Below are 18,972 nucleotides of genomic sequence, written 5' to 3'. Positions count from 1 at the left end.
TCCGCTGGCGCAAAAGGAAACGCCGGCGGGACGTCCGGCGGCACCGATGTTCGCAAACGCGCATCGCGCGTGCAACATGCGGCGCCGCCGATCCGAGCTCAGCCGTTCTTCACCAGCCTGAGGAAGTGGGTGACCTCGCGGTTCAGCGTTTCCGCCTGCTGCGACAACTCGCCGGCCGACGCCATCACCTGCGCTGCGGCGGCACCGTTGTCCTGAGCCAGACGACTGACCTCGACGATGTTGTCGCTCACCGTGCGGGTGCTTCCGGCGGTCTGCTGGACATTGCGGGCGATCTCGCCCGTGGCCGCGCCCTGCTCTTCCACCGCTGCCGCTACCGTCACCGTCGCCCGGCTGATATCGTCGATGCCGGATACGATGGACGCCAGGGCGGTCACAGCCGCATCCGTCGCCTGACGGATCTGCGCGACCTGTTCGCCCACGCCTTCCGTGGCTTTGGCCGTCTGCTGCGCCAGCGATTTCACTTCCGACGCCACCACGGCGAAACCCTTGCCGGCCTCGCCCGCACGCGCCGCCTCGATGGTCGCGTTCAGCGCCAGAAGGTTGGTCTGTGCCGCTATGGACGAGATCAGGTCGACGATCTGGCCGACACGGGTCGAGGCGTCGGCGAGGCGCGCCACGACCTCGTCGGTGCGCTTGGCGTCGTCTGCGACCTTGCTGGCCTGCTGCGCCGTGTTGGAAACCTGTCTAGTGATCTCCCGGATGGAGCCGGACAGTTGTTCCGCCGCCGAGGCTGCGTTCTGAACGCCGTGATCGGCATTGCGCGCCGCATCGGCGACGATGGTCGCCTGCTCGCCGGTCGTGACGAGCGTTCCGGACATTTCCCGTGCGGTCGCTTCCATCTCGGTGGAGGCGGAGGCGAGGATGTCGACCATCTTCGCGGCCTTGGTCTCGAAATCCCCGACCAGATTTTCCAGCTCTTCGGAACGCTTCTGTCTGGCGACCCGGCTTTCGCGATCGGCGGCGGCCAGCTCGTCCGCGCGGATCATGTTGTCCTTGAACACGTGAACCGCGTCAGCCATTTCGCCGACTTCGTCCCGCCGGCCGACGCCCGGAATATCGATCGTCTTGTTGCCGCCGGCCAGCCTGCGCATGGCCTCTGCCAGTTGGGCCGTCGCCCCGCCCACATGACGGGTCAGGTAAATCGAAAGGCCGACGCTCAGCGCCAGCACGGCCACCAGGACCACCAGGATCATCACGAGCGCATGCCGGTAATCGGTCAGCGCCACCGCCGCCGTCTGCGCGCCCGTACGCCTGTTGTAGTTGATGTCCCATTTGAAGAAGGCGAGCATCGGCTCATAAAGGGCGTTGCGCTCGTCGGCCAAACGCTTCCTGACGGCATCGACCTTGCCGTCCTGAGCATCGTTGACGAGTTGCTGGATGCTTTCCTGATACGGACCGAAATAGCGATCGAAATCGTCGGTGTAATGCTGACGCTCCTCCCCGTCGTCGATGTACGGTTCGCTGGCGGTGCGCGCCTTGCGCGCCTCGTCCATCATCTTGCCGATCTTCGCCGACGCCGCCGCGACCTCCAGCGGATCCTTGCCGGTGCTGAGGCCCAGCCGGTACTCGTTCCGGCGCGCTTCCTGGATCGTGTATGACAGGAGGCTCGCCTGACCCATGCCGGGCAGCCTGTCCTCGCTCACGGTCTGCATGGCCGTATTGATCGACCGGAGACGTTCGATCGCGAAGATGCCGAGAAAGCAGGTCAGCACGGTCAGAACCAGCATTCCGGCGGCAAGCTTGCGTCCGACCGTCAGGCGATGTCGCGGTCGGCCCGCAGACGTGATGTCGTTCATGGGTGGTCCATCCGTTGATAACAGGATGGCCTTTTTGCCAAGCGGCGCTTAAACGCCGGTAAATGTCCCGGTCCTCTTGCGACGACGCCGGTTCACGACGGCGTGAGCGGCGGGTCCGCCCGGCCTCGACGGCGCGTTCGGGCTACTGTCGCAGAACCTGCAGCACCGCATCGCCGTAGCGATCGAGCTTGGATGCGCCGACACCCTTGATCTCGGCGAGTTCGGTCAGCGTGTCGGGATGATCCGCCGCGATGTCGCGCAGCGTGGCGTCGCCGAAGATGAGGTATGGCGGCACGGCCTGATCGCGCGCCTCTGTCAGTCGCCATGCGCGCAGGGCCTGGAAGCGGGCCTCCGCCTCGTTGTCCAGCGCGCGATGCGGCGCGGACGGCCCGCGCGATCCCGGCGCCGCGGCATCGGACAAAGCCGCCGTGGCATCCTCGGCCAGCATCACCGCGGCTTCACCCCGCAGGATCGGGCGCGCGACGTCTTCCTGCAAGGCGAGGCTGCTGTATTCGCCATGAATACGAAGCGCGCCGCGCGCGACGAGCTGACGGATCACGCTGCGCCAGAAATTGTCGGATTTCTCGCGGCCGATGCCGTAGAGCTTCAGCTGATCGTGATTGTGCCGCTTGACCGCGTCGGTCTGCTTGCCGCGCAGCACGGACACGATGTGCAGCGCGCCGAACATCTGGCCGGTGCGATAGATCGCCGACAGCACCTTCTGCGCCGCGACGGTGCCGTCGAAGGTGGCGACCGGGAAGCGGCAATTGTCGCAATGGCCGCAATCGCTTTCCAGCGTTTCGCCGAAACATTGCAGCAAGGCGCGCGTGCGGCAGCCGACGGTTTCCGCCAGCACGATCATGGATTCGAGCCGCTGGCTCATCACCCGCTTCTGCGCGTCGGGCGCATTGCTCTGCTCGAGCCAGTGGCGCGCGCGGGCCATGTCCTCGCCGCCGAACAGCAGCAGCGTGTCGGACCGCTCTCCGTCGCGTCCGGCGCGGCCGATCTGCTGGTAATAGCCTTCGGGGCTGTCCGGCATGTCGAGATGCACCACCGAGCGCACGTCGGGGCGGTCGATGCCCATGCCGAAGGCGATGGTGGCGACGATCACCACCGGCTCGCCGGAGCGGAAGCGCAGCAGGGCGGCACGCTTCTCCAGCGGCGACAGGCCGGCATGGAAGGCGATCGCCGGCCAGTCGCGATCGCGCAGGCTCTTGGCGATGCGTTCGGTCTTGGCGCGCGAGCCGCAATACACGATCGAGGCCTCGCCCTGGTGGCGCTTGAGCATTTCCAGAAGTTGGTTCAGCTCGGAGCCCTTCGGGCGCGCGGCGATATGCAGGTTGGGGCGGTGGAACGAGGCGAGCAGCAATTCGGCGTCGGGGATCGCCAGCGCGTCGATGATGTCGGCGCGGGTGCGCGGATCGGCCGTGGCGGTGAGCGCGATGCGCGGCACGCCCGGCAGGCGCTCGGGGAGCTGGGCCAGCAGGCGGTACTCGGGGCGGAATTCGTGTCCCCAGGCGGACACGCAATGCGCCTCGTCGATGGCGATCACCGACAATTCGATGCGCGAGAGACGGTCGAGCATGGCGCCGGAGAGCAGCCGCTCGGGAGAGACATAGAGCAGATCGAGGCGGCCGGCGTTAAGATCGGCGTTGATCCGCGATGCTTCGTCCGGGTCGAGCTCGGAGTGGAGCGCGCCGGCATTGACGCCGACCTGACGCAGTGCCGCCACCTGATCGTCCATGAGTGCGATCAAGGGGGAGACCACCAGCCCGGTACCGGGGCGACACAGGGCCGGGATCTGATAGCACAGGCTCTTGCCGCCGCCGGTGGGCATGAGCACCAGCGCGTCGCCGCCCGCCATGACGCGATCGACGGCGCGTTTTTGCAGCCCGCGAAAGGCGGGAAAGCCGAACACGCGCGCGAGAACCGCTTCCGGCGTGTTCGGCGCCGAGGTTCCGGAGTCGCCCGGAGCCGCCTTTTCCCGTGTCAGGCTGTCATCCGTCATGGAAGAAGGCGGCTGTCCGGGGACTGGGATCAGGGCTGCTGGAAGAACGACACCTCGACGCGGCGTGCGGCCACGCCCGGATCTTCGTTCGAGGGCGGACGGGCGCGTTCGACGATGCGGTTGGCCGGAACGCCGTCGCCCTGGAGGGCCGCGGCGACGATCTGCGCGCGCTTCTCGGAGAGCGCCTGATCCGCGTCGATGTTGCCGTGCGCCGCCGCGAAGCCGGCCACCAGGATGCCCAGGCCCGGATGATGGCTGGACACGAGCGCCGCCTGACGGAGCACGCCGCTGCCGGCCGGGCTGATGTCGGTGGAGCCCTTGGTGAAGAACAGGACGTATTTGCGGCCGACATCGCCGTTCGCATCGTCCCCGGCGCAGCCGGCGAGCAGTCCCAGGCTGGTCGCGAGCGCGAGGGCGGGAGCCAGACGGCGTCCGGACGGGAAAGAAAGGCGCATGAAGGGCAGTCCTGCGGTTGTTCCGGCTTAGGTGCCGTCAACGCACGGGTGCGTCAATGCGCAGGCGCGCCCTGGCAAAAGAGTTTGGCGGGGTGTGGCGCGGAACGCCCCCGATGCCGGCCGCGCGGGCCCGCGTCAGGCCGCTGCCGCGGCTGCGCGGCCGCCGGCGAGGCGCCAGATCCGATCGAGGCGCTCCACGCCGGTGAGGCGGTGCGCGATCAGGATCACGGTGCGGCCCACGGCGACGTCGTTCAGCGTTTGCAGGAAGGCGCGTTCGGTTTCCGCGTCGAGACCTGCGGCGGGCTCGTCGAGGATCAGGATCGGCGCGGTGGACACCAGCGTGCGGGCCAGGGCCAGGCGGCGTTGCTGGCCGCCGGAAAAGCCGGAACCGCCTTCGCCGAGCCAGGTATCGAGCCCGTCCGGCATGGCGCGCACGACCTCGCCGATCATCGCCTGATCGAGCGCGTCCCAGAGTTCGGAATCGGTGGCGTCCGGACGCCCCAGTAGCAGGTTGGCGCGGATGGTGTCGGCGAACAGATGGGTCGCCTGGGACAGCCAGGCCATGCGCGAGCGCAGACCCGTCTCGTCCAGCGCTTGAAGATCGACCCCGCCCAGCGTGATGGTGCCGTGCTGTGGCGACACCACGCGCAGCAGCAATGCGGCGAGGCTCGACTTGCCCGAACCGGACGGACCCAGGATCGCGACGCGGGCTCCGGCCTGGATGTCCAGCGTGAGGTGTTCGAACACCGGCGGGCGGCCGGGTAGCCAACGGAAGCCGACATCGCGGAAGGCGATCGCGGTTCCGGCCGGGGGCGTGCCGGCGGGGACCGGGCCGCCCTGAACCGGCGCTCCGGCATCGAGCACGCGCTCGGCAGCATTGGCGACGTTTCCGGCCAGTGCGCCGGCGCGCGTCAGGCCGCCCACCAGTTCGAACGAGGCCAGCAGCGCGAACAGCACCACGGTACCGGCGATCGGATCGACGCGCGCGAAGACGAGACCGGTGAGGGCGGCGAGAACGGCTAGGATCGCGAGCTGCTGGCACAGAAAGGAGGCCGCGCCGGCGACGGCGGTGCGGAGGGCCAATCTGTGTTGAAGGGCGAGCAGATCGGTTTCGCGCGCCTGCACGCCGTCCAGCATGCGTCGCTCCGCGTTGAACGCACGCACCTCGCGCAGGCCGGACACCAGATCGAGCACGGCGATGCGCAGGGAAGCGGATGCGCCGGACAAGGCGCGCGAATCACGGCTCACTACCCAGCCCGCCAGATAAGGCAGGCCGAATGCGGCCAGGGCCAGAAGCGCGGCCAGCACCACGGCGAGCGCCGGAGACGCCCGCTCGGCCAGCAGGAACAGCAGCGGCACGGCGACCAGCGCGCCGGCGAGCGGCACCATGATGCGGAGATACAGACCGTCCAGCGCTTCCACGTCGCCGACGAGACGCGACAACAGATCGCCGGAGCGACGGAAGCCGAGCCCGCCGGAGGACCGTGCGGCGACGCCACGAAAGAACCACACCCGCAGATCGGCCAGCGCGCGGAAGGTGGCGTCATGTGTCGCGAGGCGCTCCAGATAACGCAGGACGACGCGGCCGACGCCGAAGGCGCGCAGGAGGAAGGCCGAGGCCAGCATGAGTCCGACGCCCGTCCCTGCCACGGCCGAGCCGGAGGCGGCGAGCAGGCCGAGACCGACCACGAAGGCGAGCAGGGACAGGATCACGCCGAGGGACAGGCCCACCGCATGCGACCGCCAGAGTCCGAGAATACGGAGCACCGGACGGAAGCCGGCCTGCCCGGCGCGGCTGGAAGCGGGATTGTTCATGCGACGTGTCCGGCGAGTGTCTGCTGCAGGAGCCTGCCGTTCTGGAGATCGACCCTGCGGCCGGAAAAGGCGTGCGCCGCGGTGGAGTGGCTGGCGAGCAGCACGGTTCTGCCGACGGCGAGGCGGCGGAGGCTGTCGAGGATCTCCAGTTCGGTGACCGGATCGAGATGGGCGGTGGGTTCGTCGAGCAGCAGCAGCGGCGCGTTGCGGAGGAAGGCCCGGGCGATGGCGACGCGCTGCGCCTGACCGCCGGACAGGCCGTAGCCGCCCTCCCCGATCACCGTATCGAGACCGTCCGGCAGGGTCTGGACGAAGGTGCCAAGCGCCGCGTTGCGGAGGGCGGCATCCAGCTGCTCCGGCGTGGCGTCGGGTTTGGCGAACAGGACGTTGTCCCGGATCGACCCGGAGAACAGCAGCGGACGCTGTCCGATCCAGGCGGTCATCTCCGACAGGGCTGCCGGAACGATGGTGGTGATGTCGGCCCCGTTCAGGGTGATGCGGCCGGAATCGGGGCTGACGAAGCCGAGCAGCAGCTCGATTAGGGTGGATTTTCCGCTCCCCGAGGGGCCGGCGAGGATCACCGTTTCCTGAGCCGGGATGCGGAAGGAGACGCCATCGACGGCGGGGCCACGCGCGGGATCCCAGGCGAAGCTGACATTCTCGAACGCGACGGCCACGCCGTGTGCGGAGACGGTCCGGACGGAGGGCGCCGGCAGGGTGTCCGGCTCTGGCGGCTTCGGGAGGGCGCCGAGCGATTCGGACGCGCCGACCGCTTGCATGCGGTCCTGATAAGCGAGCGCGAAGGTGCGGAGCGGAGCGAAGAATTCCGGCACCAGGATCAATGCGAACAGGGAGCGCGGCAGCAGCAACTCGCCGAGCCAGGAGCGAGTGGCGCCGCCGTGCAGCAGGGCGCGGCCGTCGAGAAGCGCGATGGCGACCAGGGCGACGGCAAAGGCGCAATCCAGCGCCGCGGAGGACAGAAAGGCGACGCGCAGCACGCGCATGGTGCGCTTGCGGAGTTCCGTCGCGGCGAGGCCGAGGCGAGCGGCCTCGTCGTCGGCGCGACCGGCCAGCACGATGGTGGAGATGCCGCGGATGCGGTCGAGAAAGCGTGCCTGCAAGCGGCCGAGGGCCACGAATTGCTGACGCGACGCGACGGCGGCGCCGATGCCGAACACGGCCTGGGCGAACGGGACGAACAAACCGCACACGAGCAGAACCAGCGCCGCGCTGGGCTGCACCACCGCGACGGCGAACAGAACCGCCGCAGGCGACAGGATGGCGAGCTGTGCGGCCGGTATCCAGCGGCCGAAGAAGCCTTCGAGCGCCTCGATCCGGTCCACCACGAGGGAGCCGAGCACGCCTGCCGAACCGGTGCGCAGCAGCGCGGGGCCACTGGCGAGAATGGCGCTCAGCGCCTCGCCGCGCAGGCGGCGCCGGGCGGAAGACGCCGCATTGGCGGCGCGTGTTTCCTGCGCGACCTGAAGCGCCATGCGGACCAGGGCCAGCAGGGCGAAACCCAGCAGCGGCCCCCAGGCCGGGCTCATGCGGGCACCGGGAAGTTCGCCCGGTGCGCCGAGGGTCGCCAGGGCATGCGCGAGCACGACGGCGATGCACCAGGCCTGGCCGATGGCGAGGCAGGTCACCACGAGGCCGAGCAGGATGGACGGCATCGCCAGTTTGCGGCCGATCCGGCTCTGCTGCTTGCTCCAGGCGCGAAACGCGGAGCGATCCGGCCGGGCGGAAGCGCCGGGCCGGGCGGCCTTGGATCGGGTCATCGGTAATGCGGCTCCCGTAGATAACGATCGACGGCGGTCTCACGCGGTGGCGTCGGCCTTCGCGGACGCAACAGGTGCCGCGTCGTCGCCATCGGCGTTCTCTGCCTCCGGCTGCAGCGGCACCGTCAGGGTATAACAGGTCCCTTCGCTGCGCCCATCCTGATCCGGCTCGCCTTCCACCACCTGGAGGGTCGCGCCGAGCTGACGGGCGAAGCCGCGGATGAGCTGGATGCCGAGTCCGTCACGGATGCCCGTTTCGGTTTCGGCGCGTCCGGCCGGGATGCCGATCCCGTTATCCTGGATAACCAACGTGGCGATCCCGGGCTCGTGCTCCGCCAGGGTGACGGACACGAAACCGCTGCGCCCGCCTGGAAAAGCGTATTTGATCGCGTTGCTGACCGCCTCGGTCACCACCAGGGCGAGCGGCACCGCCTGATCCGTGGACATAACGATTTCGGGCGCCTCGATCTCCAGGCGGATGCGCCGTCCTTCGGTCTCGCCGATGGCCTGGAACAGCTGGCCGCACAGCTCCTCTAAAAAAGACTTCATGTTGAGCGTGTGCAGCTCGCCTTCGGAATAGAGATGGCGATGCAGCGTCGCGAGGGCGCGCACCCGGTCGCGTGCGGACGCGAATTCGGCGCGGGCTTCCGGCTGGCGGATGCGGTTGGCCTGGAGGTTGAGCAGGGAGGCGATGATCTGGAGGTTGTTCTTCACCCGGTGATGGATCTCCTTGATCAGCAGTTCCTGCTTGATCTCCGCCTTTCTCAGACGCTCCTCGTGCGCGATCACGGACCGGGTCGCTTCGGCGAAGGCGCGGGACAGCTGACGCAGTTCGATCGGGGTCGCACGGGACTGCACCGGCGAATAGGCGCCGGCCTCGCGCCAGGTCGCGACGGAGCGCGTGACCGTGCGCAGCGGCACCACGATCAACCGGCTGGCACCGACCATCACCACGACGAGACCGGCCAGGAGCAGCGCTGCGATCGCGACCACGCGCCACAGGAACAGCGCCAGGGCACGATCCTCGGCCCGATTGGGCTGGGTGACGACGAGCAGGTCGAGATCGCCGATCACCTTGTGCTGGATCGAACGGCCTTCCTTGGCCCGGTCGACGGCGGTGCTGGCATGGCCGGCGCTGCTCCAGCCGCAATCGGCGCAGACCGGGATCGGCTGGCCGTGCGGCAGAAGCAGCCACGCATCGGTTTCGCCACCGCCAGAGGCCGGACGCCACAACTCGGCATCGGACAGTTCGGCCCGGGTCCAGCCGAGCGAGAGATCGGCGGACAGGATCGCGTTCTGTCCGTCGATCGTCGTGGGTACGGAAAGGCGGAGCACCGGCTGCTGGTCGTCGGCAATTCCCGCCGGCAGCGGCAGGAGATCGGGTTCGTCCCTGGCGCGCGCGGGAACGTCCGGCGCGGACGCGCAGATCCGGTGGCGCTCGCCGTCCAGCAGGACGATGTTGCGGAGGGCGGCGGTCTGGAGCTTCACCGTCTGCGTGAGAAGCGCATCGCAACTCTGCGGCTGCTGCATCTGCGGCTGTTGCGACAGTTCGTGAAGCATATGGCGCGTGTCGGAGACGCGCTGATCGAGCTGGGCCCGGAGGGTTTGGGCGACCACGGCGGCCCGGCTGGAGCTGGCATCCACCGTCGCCACGTAGGTGTGATAGGCCATGAGGGCGCCGAGAACGCCGACCGGCACGACGGCGAGCAGGATGATCAGAACGAGACGCGCACTGACCGTGTCGAACGGACGCAACCAGCGATGTTCGGTCGAGTGGGCCCGTCCAGGGGACATGTCAGCTCCCGCGATCGTCTTCGATGAGCCGGAGCAACTCTTCAGGGATGGGTTCGGATGCAGCCTCGTCGAACATTTGGTGCAGACCGCGCTGCAGCCACATGTCGAAGGCGTTTTCGCCTTTCCCCTTTCTGGGGGAGGTGGATTGCGAACGCCCCTTCGGCGGATCTTCGTTCGCTGACGTCATAAGTCCCGACTACTCCAGTTCCGCCAACCCCGACGCAGACATGGGAACGGGCCCTCGCCGGGCCCGTTCCCTTAAAAAGCGCCGAAGGCCCGTAACATTACCCCATGGTGCTGAAAAGCCGCGCCGACATGGTCAGGCGGCGCGTCCGCTGCGTGCGGCGTCGGCGAGACGCGCATCGATGGAACGGCTGAGGGCAGAGGCGCGCGCGGCGATCGCGCGACCCTCGGCGCTATCCGGCACCTCGCCGGTCAGCCAGGCCTCGAGTTGGCGGCGGGCGCGGAAGACGCGGCTCTTCGCGGTGCCGACGGCGCAGCCGGTGGCTTCGGCGAGCGATTCGTAGCTCATGCCCTGCACCACGACCATGACCAGCGCTTCACGCTGATCGACCGGAAGGCGGTTCATCGCCTTGCCGAGATCCTTGAGCGCCAGACGGTCCTCGTGCGGCGCCTCGGTCGCGAAGGCGGACGCCGGCACGTCATCGATATCGGTGGTGTCGCGGCGCTTGCGGAGGTTGGAGATGAAGCGGTTGCGCAGGATGCGATGCATCCAGGCCGGGAAATTGGTGCCCGGGATGAAGCTGTTCTGCGCCGACAGGGCGTTGCACACGGCATCCTGAACCAGATCCTCGGCAGCGGCCCGGTTGCGGGTCAGCGCCAGCGCCTGAACGCGCAGCTTCGGGAGGATCGCGATGACCTGGTCGTGGAAGGTGGCGGACATGGGCATTCACTCCGTAATCTGCCCGAGCAATGGCCGGCGGGAGCGAAGCGTTGCATCCTGTTGGGACAAACCGCATCACGAAAAAGAGAGTGAACGGCAGAGAATCGAACTTTCCCGATTCGCGTTTTGTGTCGCTGCGCCGGCTGGCCTGCCCTTTACAGGAACCGTTGCTTCCGCAACCGTGCGGCGGCGGAACCGACGTCCCGCCCCTGCGTGTTGCACGCGCCATCGCGAGGGTGCCATGACGTCGCCGGTACGGACGACGTCCTGCCGATCGCGACGCCGGTTCGCAGCCAGGACGACAACGCGTTTTGAACGGTCGGAAACAGGGAGGCCGGAAGATGATGATCGAGATCGGGACCGCGCCCTCATTCCTGTTCCGGCAGGGGGCCCATGTGGCGGGCGAGCTGACTTCTGGCGCGCGACACCCGCGCCTTCATCGTTCCGGTGGGCACGCCGCAGATCGCCGCGGCTTCCTCGTGCGACAGTTCCTGCGCGCCGACGAGCACCAGCGCCTCGCGCAAAAGCGGCGGCAGCGTCCACAGCATGCGCTGCAGATCGTTGAGGTCGCTGCGGCGATGCGCTTCCGGCGCCTGCGCTTCGGTGGCGGCGGTTTGTTCGCCCAGCATGCGGGTCTCGCGCTTGCGGCGCCGGATCTGCTCGTAGAACCCGTTGCGCTGGATGGTGAACAGCCAGGCTTTCAGGTTGGTGCCGGGCTGAAAGGATTCGAGCCCGGCCAGCGCGCGCACTACCGTGTCCTGCACCAGATCATCGGCGGCGGTGGCGTCGCGGGTCAGGAAGCGTGCGAAAGCGCGCAGATCTGGCAACAGCGCCGTCATCTGCCGACGCAGTTCTCCACCCGCTCCCTGCCCGGTCCGGCGACCGTCGGGAGCGGGTGTTCCGCCATCCGCCGCGTTCGGGATTCGCGCGCCGGGGGTTTTCGCGTTAGCCGGATCGTCCAACGAATATCCCGTTCCTATCCAGAGAGAGACGCCTGATGGCCAGCACGCGGCGCGACGACCTACTCCGCGCCCTTCCTTATGCACGTCGTTATGCGCGTGCCCTCACCGGAAGCCAACCACGCGGCGATCTGCTGGTGGCGGAAAGCCTGCGCGAGATGCTGGCGGCGACCGACAACACCATGATGCCGCGCTACGGCCTGTATCACTGGGTGACGCGTCGTTTCGATGCGGGCATCTCCACCCTGCCCTCCCTGGTCGGCGGCCTGTCCAACAAGCAGCGTCAGCTTCTGCTGCTGACGGCGCTGGAGGAGGTCACGATCGAGGATGCGGCGGGGATCGTGTCGCTGCCTCTGGCCGATGCGCAGAGCCAGCTGGGCGATGCCCGCGAGCGTCTGCGCGCGTCCGCGGCGACCGACGTTCTCATCATCGAGGACGAGCCGATCATCGCGATGGACATCGAGGAGCTGGTGGAAGGCTGCGGCCACAAAGTGGTCGGCGTGGCCTCCACCGAGGCCGACGCGGTGCGTCTGGCGCAAGCGACCAAGCCGGGGCTGATCCTGGCCGACATCAATCTCGGCCTGGGCGGCGACGGCACCTCGGCGGTGAGCCGCATCCTGAAGCACCACTACGCACCGGTGATCTTCGTGACGGCCTATCCCGAGCGGCTGCTGACGGGCGAGGCGGTGGAGCCCGCCTTCGTGATCACCAAACCGTTCGAGCCGCTGACGCTGGCGATCGCCACCTATCAGGCGGTCAGCGGCGGCGTGGATCTGCGCTAGCGATCCACCCAACCCGGTGCTTCCGAGGGGAACCCCGCCCCTCGGCCTCACGTTCGGTTCAACCGAAGCCCCCGCCCGTCACGATCCCTGAGCGGACGGGCGGACCGGCGCCGACGGAATCGATCGTGGCGTGCGCCGCGGCCGTTTCGTCGCGGGCATGAGCCGGCCGACAACCGTCGGCCGTGTTTTGCGGAACAGACACTATCGGGGGTCGGCAGATGGATGGGATCGAACCGCGCGAGCAGGTTGATCGGTTTGCTTCTCCCACCCGCGGCATCGCGCCGCGGCGCATTCTGTCCGGCGACGTCGACGCCGTTCTGTCGGCCCTTGCCTCGGTCCAGGCCGGGACGTTCGACGCGGCGCTGATCGCCGACGTCTCCCCAGACATCGCCGCGCGGTTCGCCGGCGCGATCGGCGCCGTTCTGGCCGATCTCGCCATCGACAAGGTTCTCGCCGACGGCCTGGCCGCACGGGAGCGGCCGGATCTGTATCCTGCGCCCGACCTGTCCCGTGCGCGCGATCCGCGTCATGGCTTCTCCGAAACCGTTTCCGAAGCGGCGTTCGACGGCATCGGCGCCCCCGTGGCGCTGGGCGCCTATTGGGGCAGGGTGATTGCCGGCTTATGCCGCCGGGGCTTTGTTGGCGCCCGGATCGGCGGGCTGGGTGCGGTGCCGTCCGGCCAGATTCATGCGTTGCTCTCCGCGCTCCGGCAGGCGGCACCCGACGCGGTGCTGATCGTCGAAACGAACGGTCTGAACTGGGACGAGATCGCGGGGCTGGCCGATCTCGGCCTGGATGGCGTGCAGTGCTCCCTGCCCTGGTGGAACGGCCGGGCCGCATGGCTGGCTCAGGAACTGGCCACCCTGTCCCGCGTGGCGACGATTCTGGCACCGTTCGATCGCGGTCCGGCGCAGGTGGCTGCGTCCGGTGTGAGCGTCGCGGCAGCGCGTGGGATCGGCATTATCGTGCCCGCGGGTGATGCGGCAGCCGTCGCGACGGCGGAACATGTGGCCTCGGTGTCGCGTCAGTTCGACGTGCAGCCGGTGGCGCGCGTGCTGTCCGCGCCGGGCAGCGACGTCCTGGCGGTGCTGCGCTCGGACGCCGATGCGCGTTTCGCCGACACGGCGACGCTGCTTCTGGCCAATCTGTCCACCCACGCGGCCTCGTTCGATCCGGCATCCGTGCTGCCTTCGGTGGGCGGCGCGTTCTCGCCCTTCGCGGCGGTGGCGGTCGAAGGCCAAGACGCGCCGCAGCACAGCAAGCTCGTGCCCGGCCGGATCGTGTCCTTGCCTGCCGGCACCATGCTGGCCTTCAGCGCCACGCGCGCCGCGGGCGGGACGCCGCTGCCGATCGATCCCGACTCCGCGACCCGTGCCGGCGCCTGGGCGCGTCTGGCGCTGGAGGATCCTTCTCCGGCCGTGGATGGCGGTGCGTTCCCGGTGAAGCGGACCGCAGGTGAGATCGTCGATGTGGAGATCGACGTCATCGGCGACGGTCACGACATGCTGAGCGCCGCGCTGCAATGGCAAGGGCCGGGCGACGTGGACTGGCACGAGACGCGGATGCGTCTGGTGGCGAACGATCGCTGGACCGCGTCTTTTCCGCTCGAGATGCGCGGTCTGCATCGCTACCGGGTGCAGGCCTGGCGCGATGCCTGGGCGACGTTCCGGCACGAGCTGGGCGCCAAGCACAAGGCGGGCGTGCCGATCGCGCTCGAGTTGCGCGAAGGCACGGAACTCGTGCGCAAGGCGGCGGCACGCGGCAACGTAGCGTTGGAACCGGTGCTGAGCGCGATCGAGGGCGCCGACGTCGATACGGTGCGTGAGACGCTGATGTCGACGGAAACGCTTGCGCTGATGCAGGCTGCGGACAACCGGCCACACGGGGTCTACAGCGCCGAGATCCCGGTGGATGCGGAACGCACCGGTGCGGGTTTCGCAAGCTGGTACGAGGTGTTTCCGCGTTCCATGGGGGACGATGCCGGCCGGCACGGGACGTTCGCGGATGTGGAGAAGCACCTGCCGCGCGTGAAGGCGATGGGGTTCGATGTTCTGTATTTCCCGCCGATCCATCCGATCGGAAAAACGAACCGCAAGGGACCGAACAACACGCTGACGCCGGAACCGCACGATGTCGGTAGCCCTTACGCGGTTGGCACCGAAGCCGGCGGGCACGACGCAATTCATCCGGAGTTGGGCACGTTGCAGGAATTCCTGCATCTGCGCGAGGCTGCGGAAGCCCATGGGCTGGAACTGGCACTGGACTTCGCGATCCAGTGCTCGCCGGACCATCCCTGGTTGCGCGACCACAAGGACTGGTTCGAGTGGCGGCCGGACGGCAGCATTCGCTATGCGGAGAATCCGCCGAAGAAATACCAGGACATCGTCAACGTCGATTTCTACGCCGAAGGCAGTGTGCCTGGCTTGTGGCTCGCGCTGGCGAACGTGGTGCTGTTCTGGTGCGAGCAGGGCATCCGTCTGTTCCGGGTGGACAACCCGCACACCAAGCCGTTCCCGTTCTGGCAATGGATGATCGCAGAGGTGCGCGCGCGTTATCCGGATGCCGTCTTCCTGGCCGAGGCGTTCACGCGTCCAAAGGTGATGAACCGTCTGGCCAAGGTCGGTTTCGGCCAGAGCTACACCTACTTCACCTGGCGCAACAGCAAGGCGGAACTGACGGAATATCTGACGCAGCTGACGGAAGAGGCGCCGAAGGACTTCTTCCGGCCGCATTTCTTCGTCAATACGCCCGACATCAATCCGTTCTTCCTGCAGAACGGCGACCGGGCCTCGTTCCTGATCCGCGCGGCGGCCGCTGCGACCCTGAGCGGTCTGTGGGGCGTGTATAACGGGTTCGAATTGTGTGAAGGGACGCGTCTGGCGGCGGGCAAGGAGGAGTATCTCGACAGCGAGAAATTCCAGATCCGTCACTGGCACTGGAACCGGCAGGGCAACATCGTCGGCGAGATCACCCGCCTGAACGCGATCCGCAACACCAGCCCCGCGTTGCGGTCGCATCGCGGCATCTCGTTTCTGGCGGCGCAGAACGACGCCGTTCTGTTCTTCGAGAAAGCGACGCGGGATCGCAGCGACGTTCTGCTGGTGGCGATCAGCATGGATCCGTTCCACGAGCAGACGGCCGTCGTCGACCTGCCGCTGTGGAAGTGGGGACTGCCGGATCAGGCGTCGCTCCGGATCGACGATCTGGTCAGCGACGAGAGCTTCGTTCTCTCCGGCCGCACCCAGACATTGACCTTGTCGCCGCAGAGTCCATACCGGATCTGGCGCGCCACCCCGGCGCGCTGATCCAGATCCTTTCTTCTCTCCTCTACCACGTCCGGGACACGCCCAAGATGACACCCCAAGCGACTCTGCCGCCGATCGAGGATCCGCTCTGGTACAAGGATGCGGTGATCTACCAGGTGCATCTGAAATCGTTCTTCGACGCCAACAACGATGGCGTCGGCGATTTCGAGGGGCTGTTGCAGAAGCTCGACTACATCGTCGAGCTGGGCGTGACGGCGATCTGGATGCTGCCCTTCTATCCGAGCCCACGTCGCGACGACGGCTACGACATCGCCGATTACCGCGGCGTGCATCCGGATTACGGCACGCTGAACGATCTGCGCCGCTTCGTGGTGGCTGCGCATGAGCGTGGGCTCAAGATCATCATCGAGCTGGTGATCAACCACACCTCGGATCAGCACAGCTGGTTCCAGCGTGCACGCCGTGCGCCGGTGGGTTCGCCCGAGCGCGATTTCTATGTGTGGTCGGACGATGACGGCAAGTATGCCGGTACGCGCATCATCTTCTGCGACACCGAGAAATCGAACTGGACCTGGGACGAGGAAGCCAAGGCCTATTACTGGCATCGTTTCTACAGCCATCAGCCGGACCTGAATTTCGACAACCCCCTCGTGATGGAGGAGGTGCTGTCGGCGATGCGGTTCTGGCTCGACATGGGTGTGGATGGGCTGCGCCTGGACGCCATTCCGTATCTGGTCGAGCGCGAAGGCACGTCGAACGAGAACCTCGACGAGACCCACACCGTCATCAAGCAGATCCGCGCCGAGATCGATCGCTACGCGCCGGGCCGCATGCTGCTGGCAGAGGCGAACATGTGGCCGGAGGATGCGCAGGCCTATTTCGGCGACAGCGACGAATGTCACATGTCGTTCCATTTCCCGCTGATGCCGCGCATGTACATGGCAATCGCGCGCGAGGATCGGTTCCCGATCACTGACATCATGCGTCAGACCCCGGCGATCCCGGAGAACTGCCAGTGGGCGGTGTTCCTGCGCAACCATGACGAGCTGACGCTCGAGATGGTGACGTCGTCGGAGCGCGACTATCTCTGGGAGACCTACGCCTCCGACAAGCGTGCGCGCATCAATCTCGGCATCCGTCGCCGCCTGTCGCCGCTGATGCAGCATGATCGCCGCCGCATCGAGCTGATGAACGGCCTGTTGCTGTCCATGCCCGGAACGCCCGTGATCTATTACGGCGACGAGATCGGCATGGGCGACAACATCTATCTCGGCGACCGCGACGGCGTGCGCACGCCGATGCAGTGGTCGATCGACCGCAATGGCGGTTTCTCGCGTGCCGATCCGGCGGGTCTGGTGATGCCGCCGATCATGGACCCGATCTACGGCTATCAGGCCGTGAACGTGGAAGCGCAGGCCGGCGATCAGCATTCCCTGCTGAACTGGATGCGCCGCATGCTGCGCGTGCGCGGGCGCCATCGCGCGTTCGGCCGCGGCACGCAGCAATTCCTGTTCCCCGGCAATCGCAAGGTGCTGGCGTATCTGCGCCAGCATCCGACCGAGGACGGTTCGGACGAGACTCTGCTTTGCGTCTACAATCTTTCTCGCTCGGCGCAGGCGGTGGAACTCGATCTGCACCAGTTCGCCGGACGCGTGCCGGTGGACGTGATCGGCGGTTCGGTGTTCCCGCCGGTCGGCCAGCTGACCTATCTGCTCACGCTGCCGCCCTACGGCTTCTACTGGTTCCTGCTGGCGACCGAACGCGCTTTGCCGTCCTGGCACGCGCCGACGCCGGAGCCGCTGCCGGACCTGTCCACCATCGTCGTGCGCAACACGCTGACCGAGATCGGCGATGGCGCGTCGCGCCAGTTGCTGGAGCAGGACGTGCTGCCGGCCTATCTGGCCAAGCGCCGGTGGTTCTCGTCCAAGAGCGAAACGCTGAACGGCGTGCGGATCGAGTATCTGCAGCCGCTGTCGCAGGATCGCGACAACACCGCGCTGCTCAGCGAGATCACCGTTTCGGTCGGCGACCGCGAGGAGCGCTACTGCCTGCCGATCGGGGCCGCGGAAGAGGACAACGTTCTGCCGCTGGCGCAACAGCTTGCTCTGACCCGCATCCGTCGCGGGCCTTTGGTCGGCTATGTCACCGACGGGTTCGCGACCGACGCCTTCGCGCGTTCGACCATGGATTTGATCGCGCAGGATGCGACCATGACGCTTCCGGATGGCGGCAGCCTGCAGTTCCGCAAGACGGATCGGCTGGAAGACGTGAAGCCGAGCGGCGAAGTGCATATCCGTCGCCTGTCGGCCGAGCAGTCCAACAGCTCGATGATCATCGACGACGCGATCGTCTTGAAGGTGGTGCGCAAGGTTCTTGCCGGCATCCATCCGGAAGCGGAGATCTCGCGCTATCTGACCCGGCGCGGTTTCGCCAACACGCCGCCTCTGCTGGGCGAAGTCACGCGCGTCGATGCGAACGGCACGCCGAACACGCTGGTTCTGGTGCAGGGCTTCGTGCGCAACCAGGGCGATGGCTGGCAGTGGACGCTCGACTTCCTGGATCGTGCGGCGGAAGATTCGATCGCCGTGGTGGCGGGCGACGAGGATCAGACCGAGGATCATTACAGCAACTATTCCGGCTTCGCGCAGGCGCTGGGCCGGCGGCTGGCGCAGCTGCACGACGTGTTCGCGTCCGCCGGCGACGATCCGGCATTCAAGCCGGAGATCGTGACCGATGCCGAGCTGGAAGATTGGGCCGATGGTGTGGTGCACCAGATCGATCTCGCGGTCGGAGCGCTCGCCCGCACCGCCAATGGCGAGGGCGAAAATGCCGAGATGGCCGGTCGCCTGCTGGCGCGCGAGCAGGAGCTGAAGCAACTGGCGCGTCGTCTGGCCAAGGCCGGCAAGGGCTCGCTGCGCACGCGTGTGCATGGCGACTTCCATCTCGGCCAGGTTCTGGTGGTGGGCGGCGATGCGTTCCTGATCGATTTCGAAGGGGAACCGGCCAAGACCATGGAACAGCGCCGCGCCCATTCCTCGCCGCTGCGCGACGTGGCGGGCATGCTGCGCTCGTTCGATTACGCCGCAGCCACCGCGGCGCAGCGTATGGACAGCAACACGGATCGCACCAACGAGCGCCGCGTGGCGCTGGTGGAAACGTTCCGCACCCGTGCGGGCGCCGACTTCGCAGCGGCGTATCGCGAGGTCCTGGACGCCAGCCCGAATCGCTGGGTCGAGCCGGGAGCCGAGAAGGCGCTGGTCGATCTCTTCTTGCTGGAAAAGGCCGCCTACGAGATCCGCTACGAAGCCGACAACCGGCCGGACTGGATCGGCATTCCGCTGAACGGTCTGGAACAGATCGCAGATCGCCTTCTGGGCTCTGCGGGAGAATAAAC

At 67.5% G+C, this 18,972-nt stretch carries 12 protein-coding genes; 3 read left to right on the top strand and 9 right to left on the bottom strand.

From position 1 onward, the window contains the following. Window positions 1-98: 98 nt before the first annotated feature. The 9 genes from ACZ5BM_RS16365 to ACZ5BM_RS16325 all read right to left on the bottom strand — a co-directional run bounded on the left by ACZ5BM_RS16365 (window position 99) and on the right by ACZ5BM_RS16325 (window position 11,410). The gene (locus ACZ5BM_RS16365; RefSeq protein WP_498909201.1) at window positions 99-1,817 is read right to left on the bottom strand and encodes a methyl-accepting chemotaxis protein; all 1,719 of its coding nucleotides are present in this window, start codon (window positions 1,815-1,817) and stop codon (window positions 99-101) included. A gap of 142 nt (window positions 1,818-1,959) precedes the next feature. Further along, entirely contained in the window at window positions 1,960-3,825 is a 1,866-nt protein-coding gene (gene recQ / locus ACZ5BM_RS16360; protein WP_498909200.1) for a RecQ family ATP-dependent DNA helicase, read from the bottom strand. Between the two features lie 29 nt (window positions 3,826-3,854). Next, complete coding sequence (locus ACZ5BM_RS16355; RefSeq protein WP_498909199.1) at window positions 3,855-4,280, bottom strand: OmpA family protein; 426 nt, start codon at window positions 4,278-4,280, stop codon at window positions 3,855-3,857. Window positions 4,281-4,415: 135 nt separating this feature from the next. Continuing rightward, the gene (gene cydC, locus ACZ5BM_RS16350) at window positions 4,416-6,095 is read right to left on the bottom strand and encodes an amino acid ABC transporter ATP-binding/permease protein (RefSeq protein ID WP_498909198.1); all 1,680 of its coding nucleotides are present in this window, start codon (window positions 6,093-6,095) and stop codon (window positions 4,416-4,418) included. Next, window positions 6,092-7,873: an ABC transporter ATP-binding protein/permease gene (gene cydD / locus ACZ5BM_RS16345; RefSeq protein WP_498909197.1), complete on the bottom strand. Its 1,782-nt coding sequence runs from the start codon at window positions 7,871-7,873 to the stop codon at window positions 6,092-6,094. Before cydD ends, cydC begins: the two co-directional genes overlap by 4 nt. Window positions 7,874-7,912: 39 nt before the next feature. Then, window positions 7,913-9,667 carry a sensor histidine kinase gene (locus tag ACZ5BM_RS16340; RefSeq protein ID WP_498909196.1) on the bottom strand — a complete coding sequence of 585 codons (1,755 nt, stop codon included), beginning with the start codon at window positions 9,665-9,667 and terminating at the stop codon, window positions 7,913-7,915. A 1-nt stretch (window position 9,668) separates the two neighbouring features. Then, window positions 9,669-9,854 (bottom strand): hypothetical protein, encoded by a 186-nt coding sequence (locus ACZ5BM_RS16335; protein ID WP_498909194.1) that lies wholly within the window; start codon window positions 9,852-9,854, stop codon window positions 9,669-9,671. Between the two features lie 132 nt (window positions 9,855-9,986). Continuing rightward, the gene (locus tag ACZ5BM_RS16330; protein WP_498909192.1) at window positions 9,987-10,571 is read right to left on the bottom strand and encodes a sigma-70 family RNA polymerase sigma factor; all 585 of its coding nucleotides are present in this window, start codon (window positions 10,569-10,571) and stop codon (window positions 9,987-9,989) included. A gap of 368 nt (window positions 10,572-10,939) precedes the next feature. Further along, window positions 10,940-11,410, bottom strand: a complete 471-nt coding sequence (locus ACZ5BM_RS16325) for a sigma-70 family RNA polymerase sigma factor (protein ID WP_498909191.1) — start codon at window positions 11,408-11,410, stop codon at window positions 10,940-10,942. A 158-nt stretch (window positions 11,411-11,568) separates the two neighbouring features. Here ACZ5BM_RS16325 and ACZ5BM_RS16320 point away from each other — a divergent pair, with 158 nt between their 5' ends. The 3 genes from ACZ5BM_RS16320 to treS all read left to right on the top strand — a co-directional run bounded on the left by ACZ5BM_RS16320 (window position 11,569) and on the right by treS (window position 18,970). Then, window positions 11,569-12,312, top strand: coding sequence for a response regulator (locus ACZ5BM_RS16320; protein WP_498909190.1), 744 nt, complete (start codon window positions 11,569-11,571; stop codon window positions 12,310-12,312). A gap of 218 nt (window positions 12,313-12,530) precedes the next feature. Next, complete coding sequence (locus tag ACZ5BM_RS16315) at window positions 12,531-15,617, top strand: alpha-1,4-glucan--maltose-1-phosphate maltosyltransferase (protein WP_498909189.1); 3,087 nt, start codon at window positions 12,531-12,533, stop codon at window positions 15,615-15,617. A gap of 47 nt (window positions 15,618-15,664) precedes the next feature. Next, window positions 15,665-18,970 carry a maltose alpha-D-glucosyltransferase gene (gene treS / locus ACZ5BM_RS16310; RefSeq protein ID WP_498909188.1) on the top strand — a complete coding sequence of 1,102 codons (3,306 nt, stop codon included), beginning with the start codon at window positions 15,665-15,667 and terminating at the stop codon, window positions 18,968-18,970. The last annotated feature ends 2 nt before the right edge of the window (window positions 18,971-18,972 follow it).

Source organism: Lichenicola sp. GTC18331, assembly GCF_055386855.1.
Note: the sequence above shows the minus strand (reverse complement) of the source record. Positions and strands in the feature narration are given on the sequence as shown.

Coding starts and splice junctions, on each gene's coding strand:
- ACZ5BM_RS16355 (WP_498909199.1), bottom strand. CDS start 4,280: ATGCGCCTTTCTTTCCCGTCCGGACGCCGTCTGGCTCCCGCCCTCGCG.
- ACZ5BM_RS16330 (WP_498909192.1), bottom strand. CDS start 10,571: ATGTCCGCCACCTTCCACGACCAGGTCATCGCGATCCTCCCGAAGCTG.
- treS (WP_498909188.1), top strand. CDS start 15,665: ATGACACCCCAAGCGACTCTGCCGCCGATCGAGGATCCGCTCTGGTAC.
- cydC (WP_498909198.1), bottom strand. CDS start 6,095: ATGAACAATCCCGCTTCCAGCCGCGCCGGGCAGGCCGGCTTCCGTCCG.
- ACZ5BM_RS16325 (WP_498909191.1), bottom strand. CDS start 11,410: ATGACGGCGCTGTTGCCAGATCTGCGCGCTTTCGCACGCTTCCTGACC.
- ACZ5BM_RS16320 (WP_498909190.1), top strand. CDS start 11,569: ATGGCCAGCACGCGGCGCGACGACCTACTCCGCGCCCTTCCTTATGCA.
- ACZ5BM_RS16340 (WP_498909196.1), bottom strand. CDS start 9,667: ATGTCCCCTGGACGGGCCCACTCGACCGAACATCGCTGGTTGCGTCCG.
- ACZ5BM_RS16365 (WP_498909201.1), bottom strand. CDS start 1,817: ATGAACGACATCACGTCTGCGGGCCGACCGCGACATCGCCTGACGGTC.
- ACZ5BM_RS16315 (WP_498909189.1), top strand. CDS start 12,531: ATGGATGGGATCGAACCGCGCGAGCAGGTTGATCGGTTTGCTTCTCCC.
- cydD (WP_498909197.1), bottom strand. CDS start 7,873: ATGACCCGATCCAAGGCCGCCCGGCCCGGCGCTTCCGCCCGGCCGGAT.
- recQ (WP_498909200.1), bottom strand. CDS start 3,825: ATGACGGATGACAGCCTGACACGGGAAAAGGCGGCTCCGGGCGACTCC.
- ACZ5BM_RS16335 (WP_498909194.1), bottom strand. CDS start 9,854: ATGACGTCAGCGAACGAAGATCCGCCGAAGGGGCGTTCGCAATCCACC.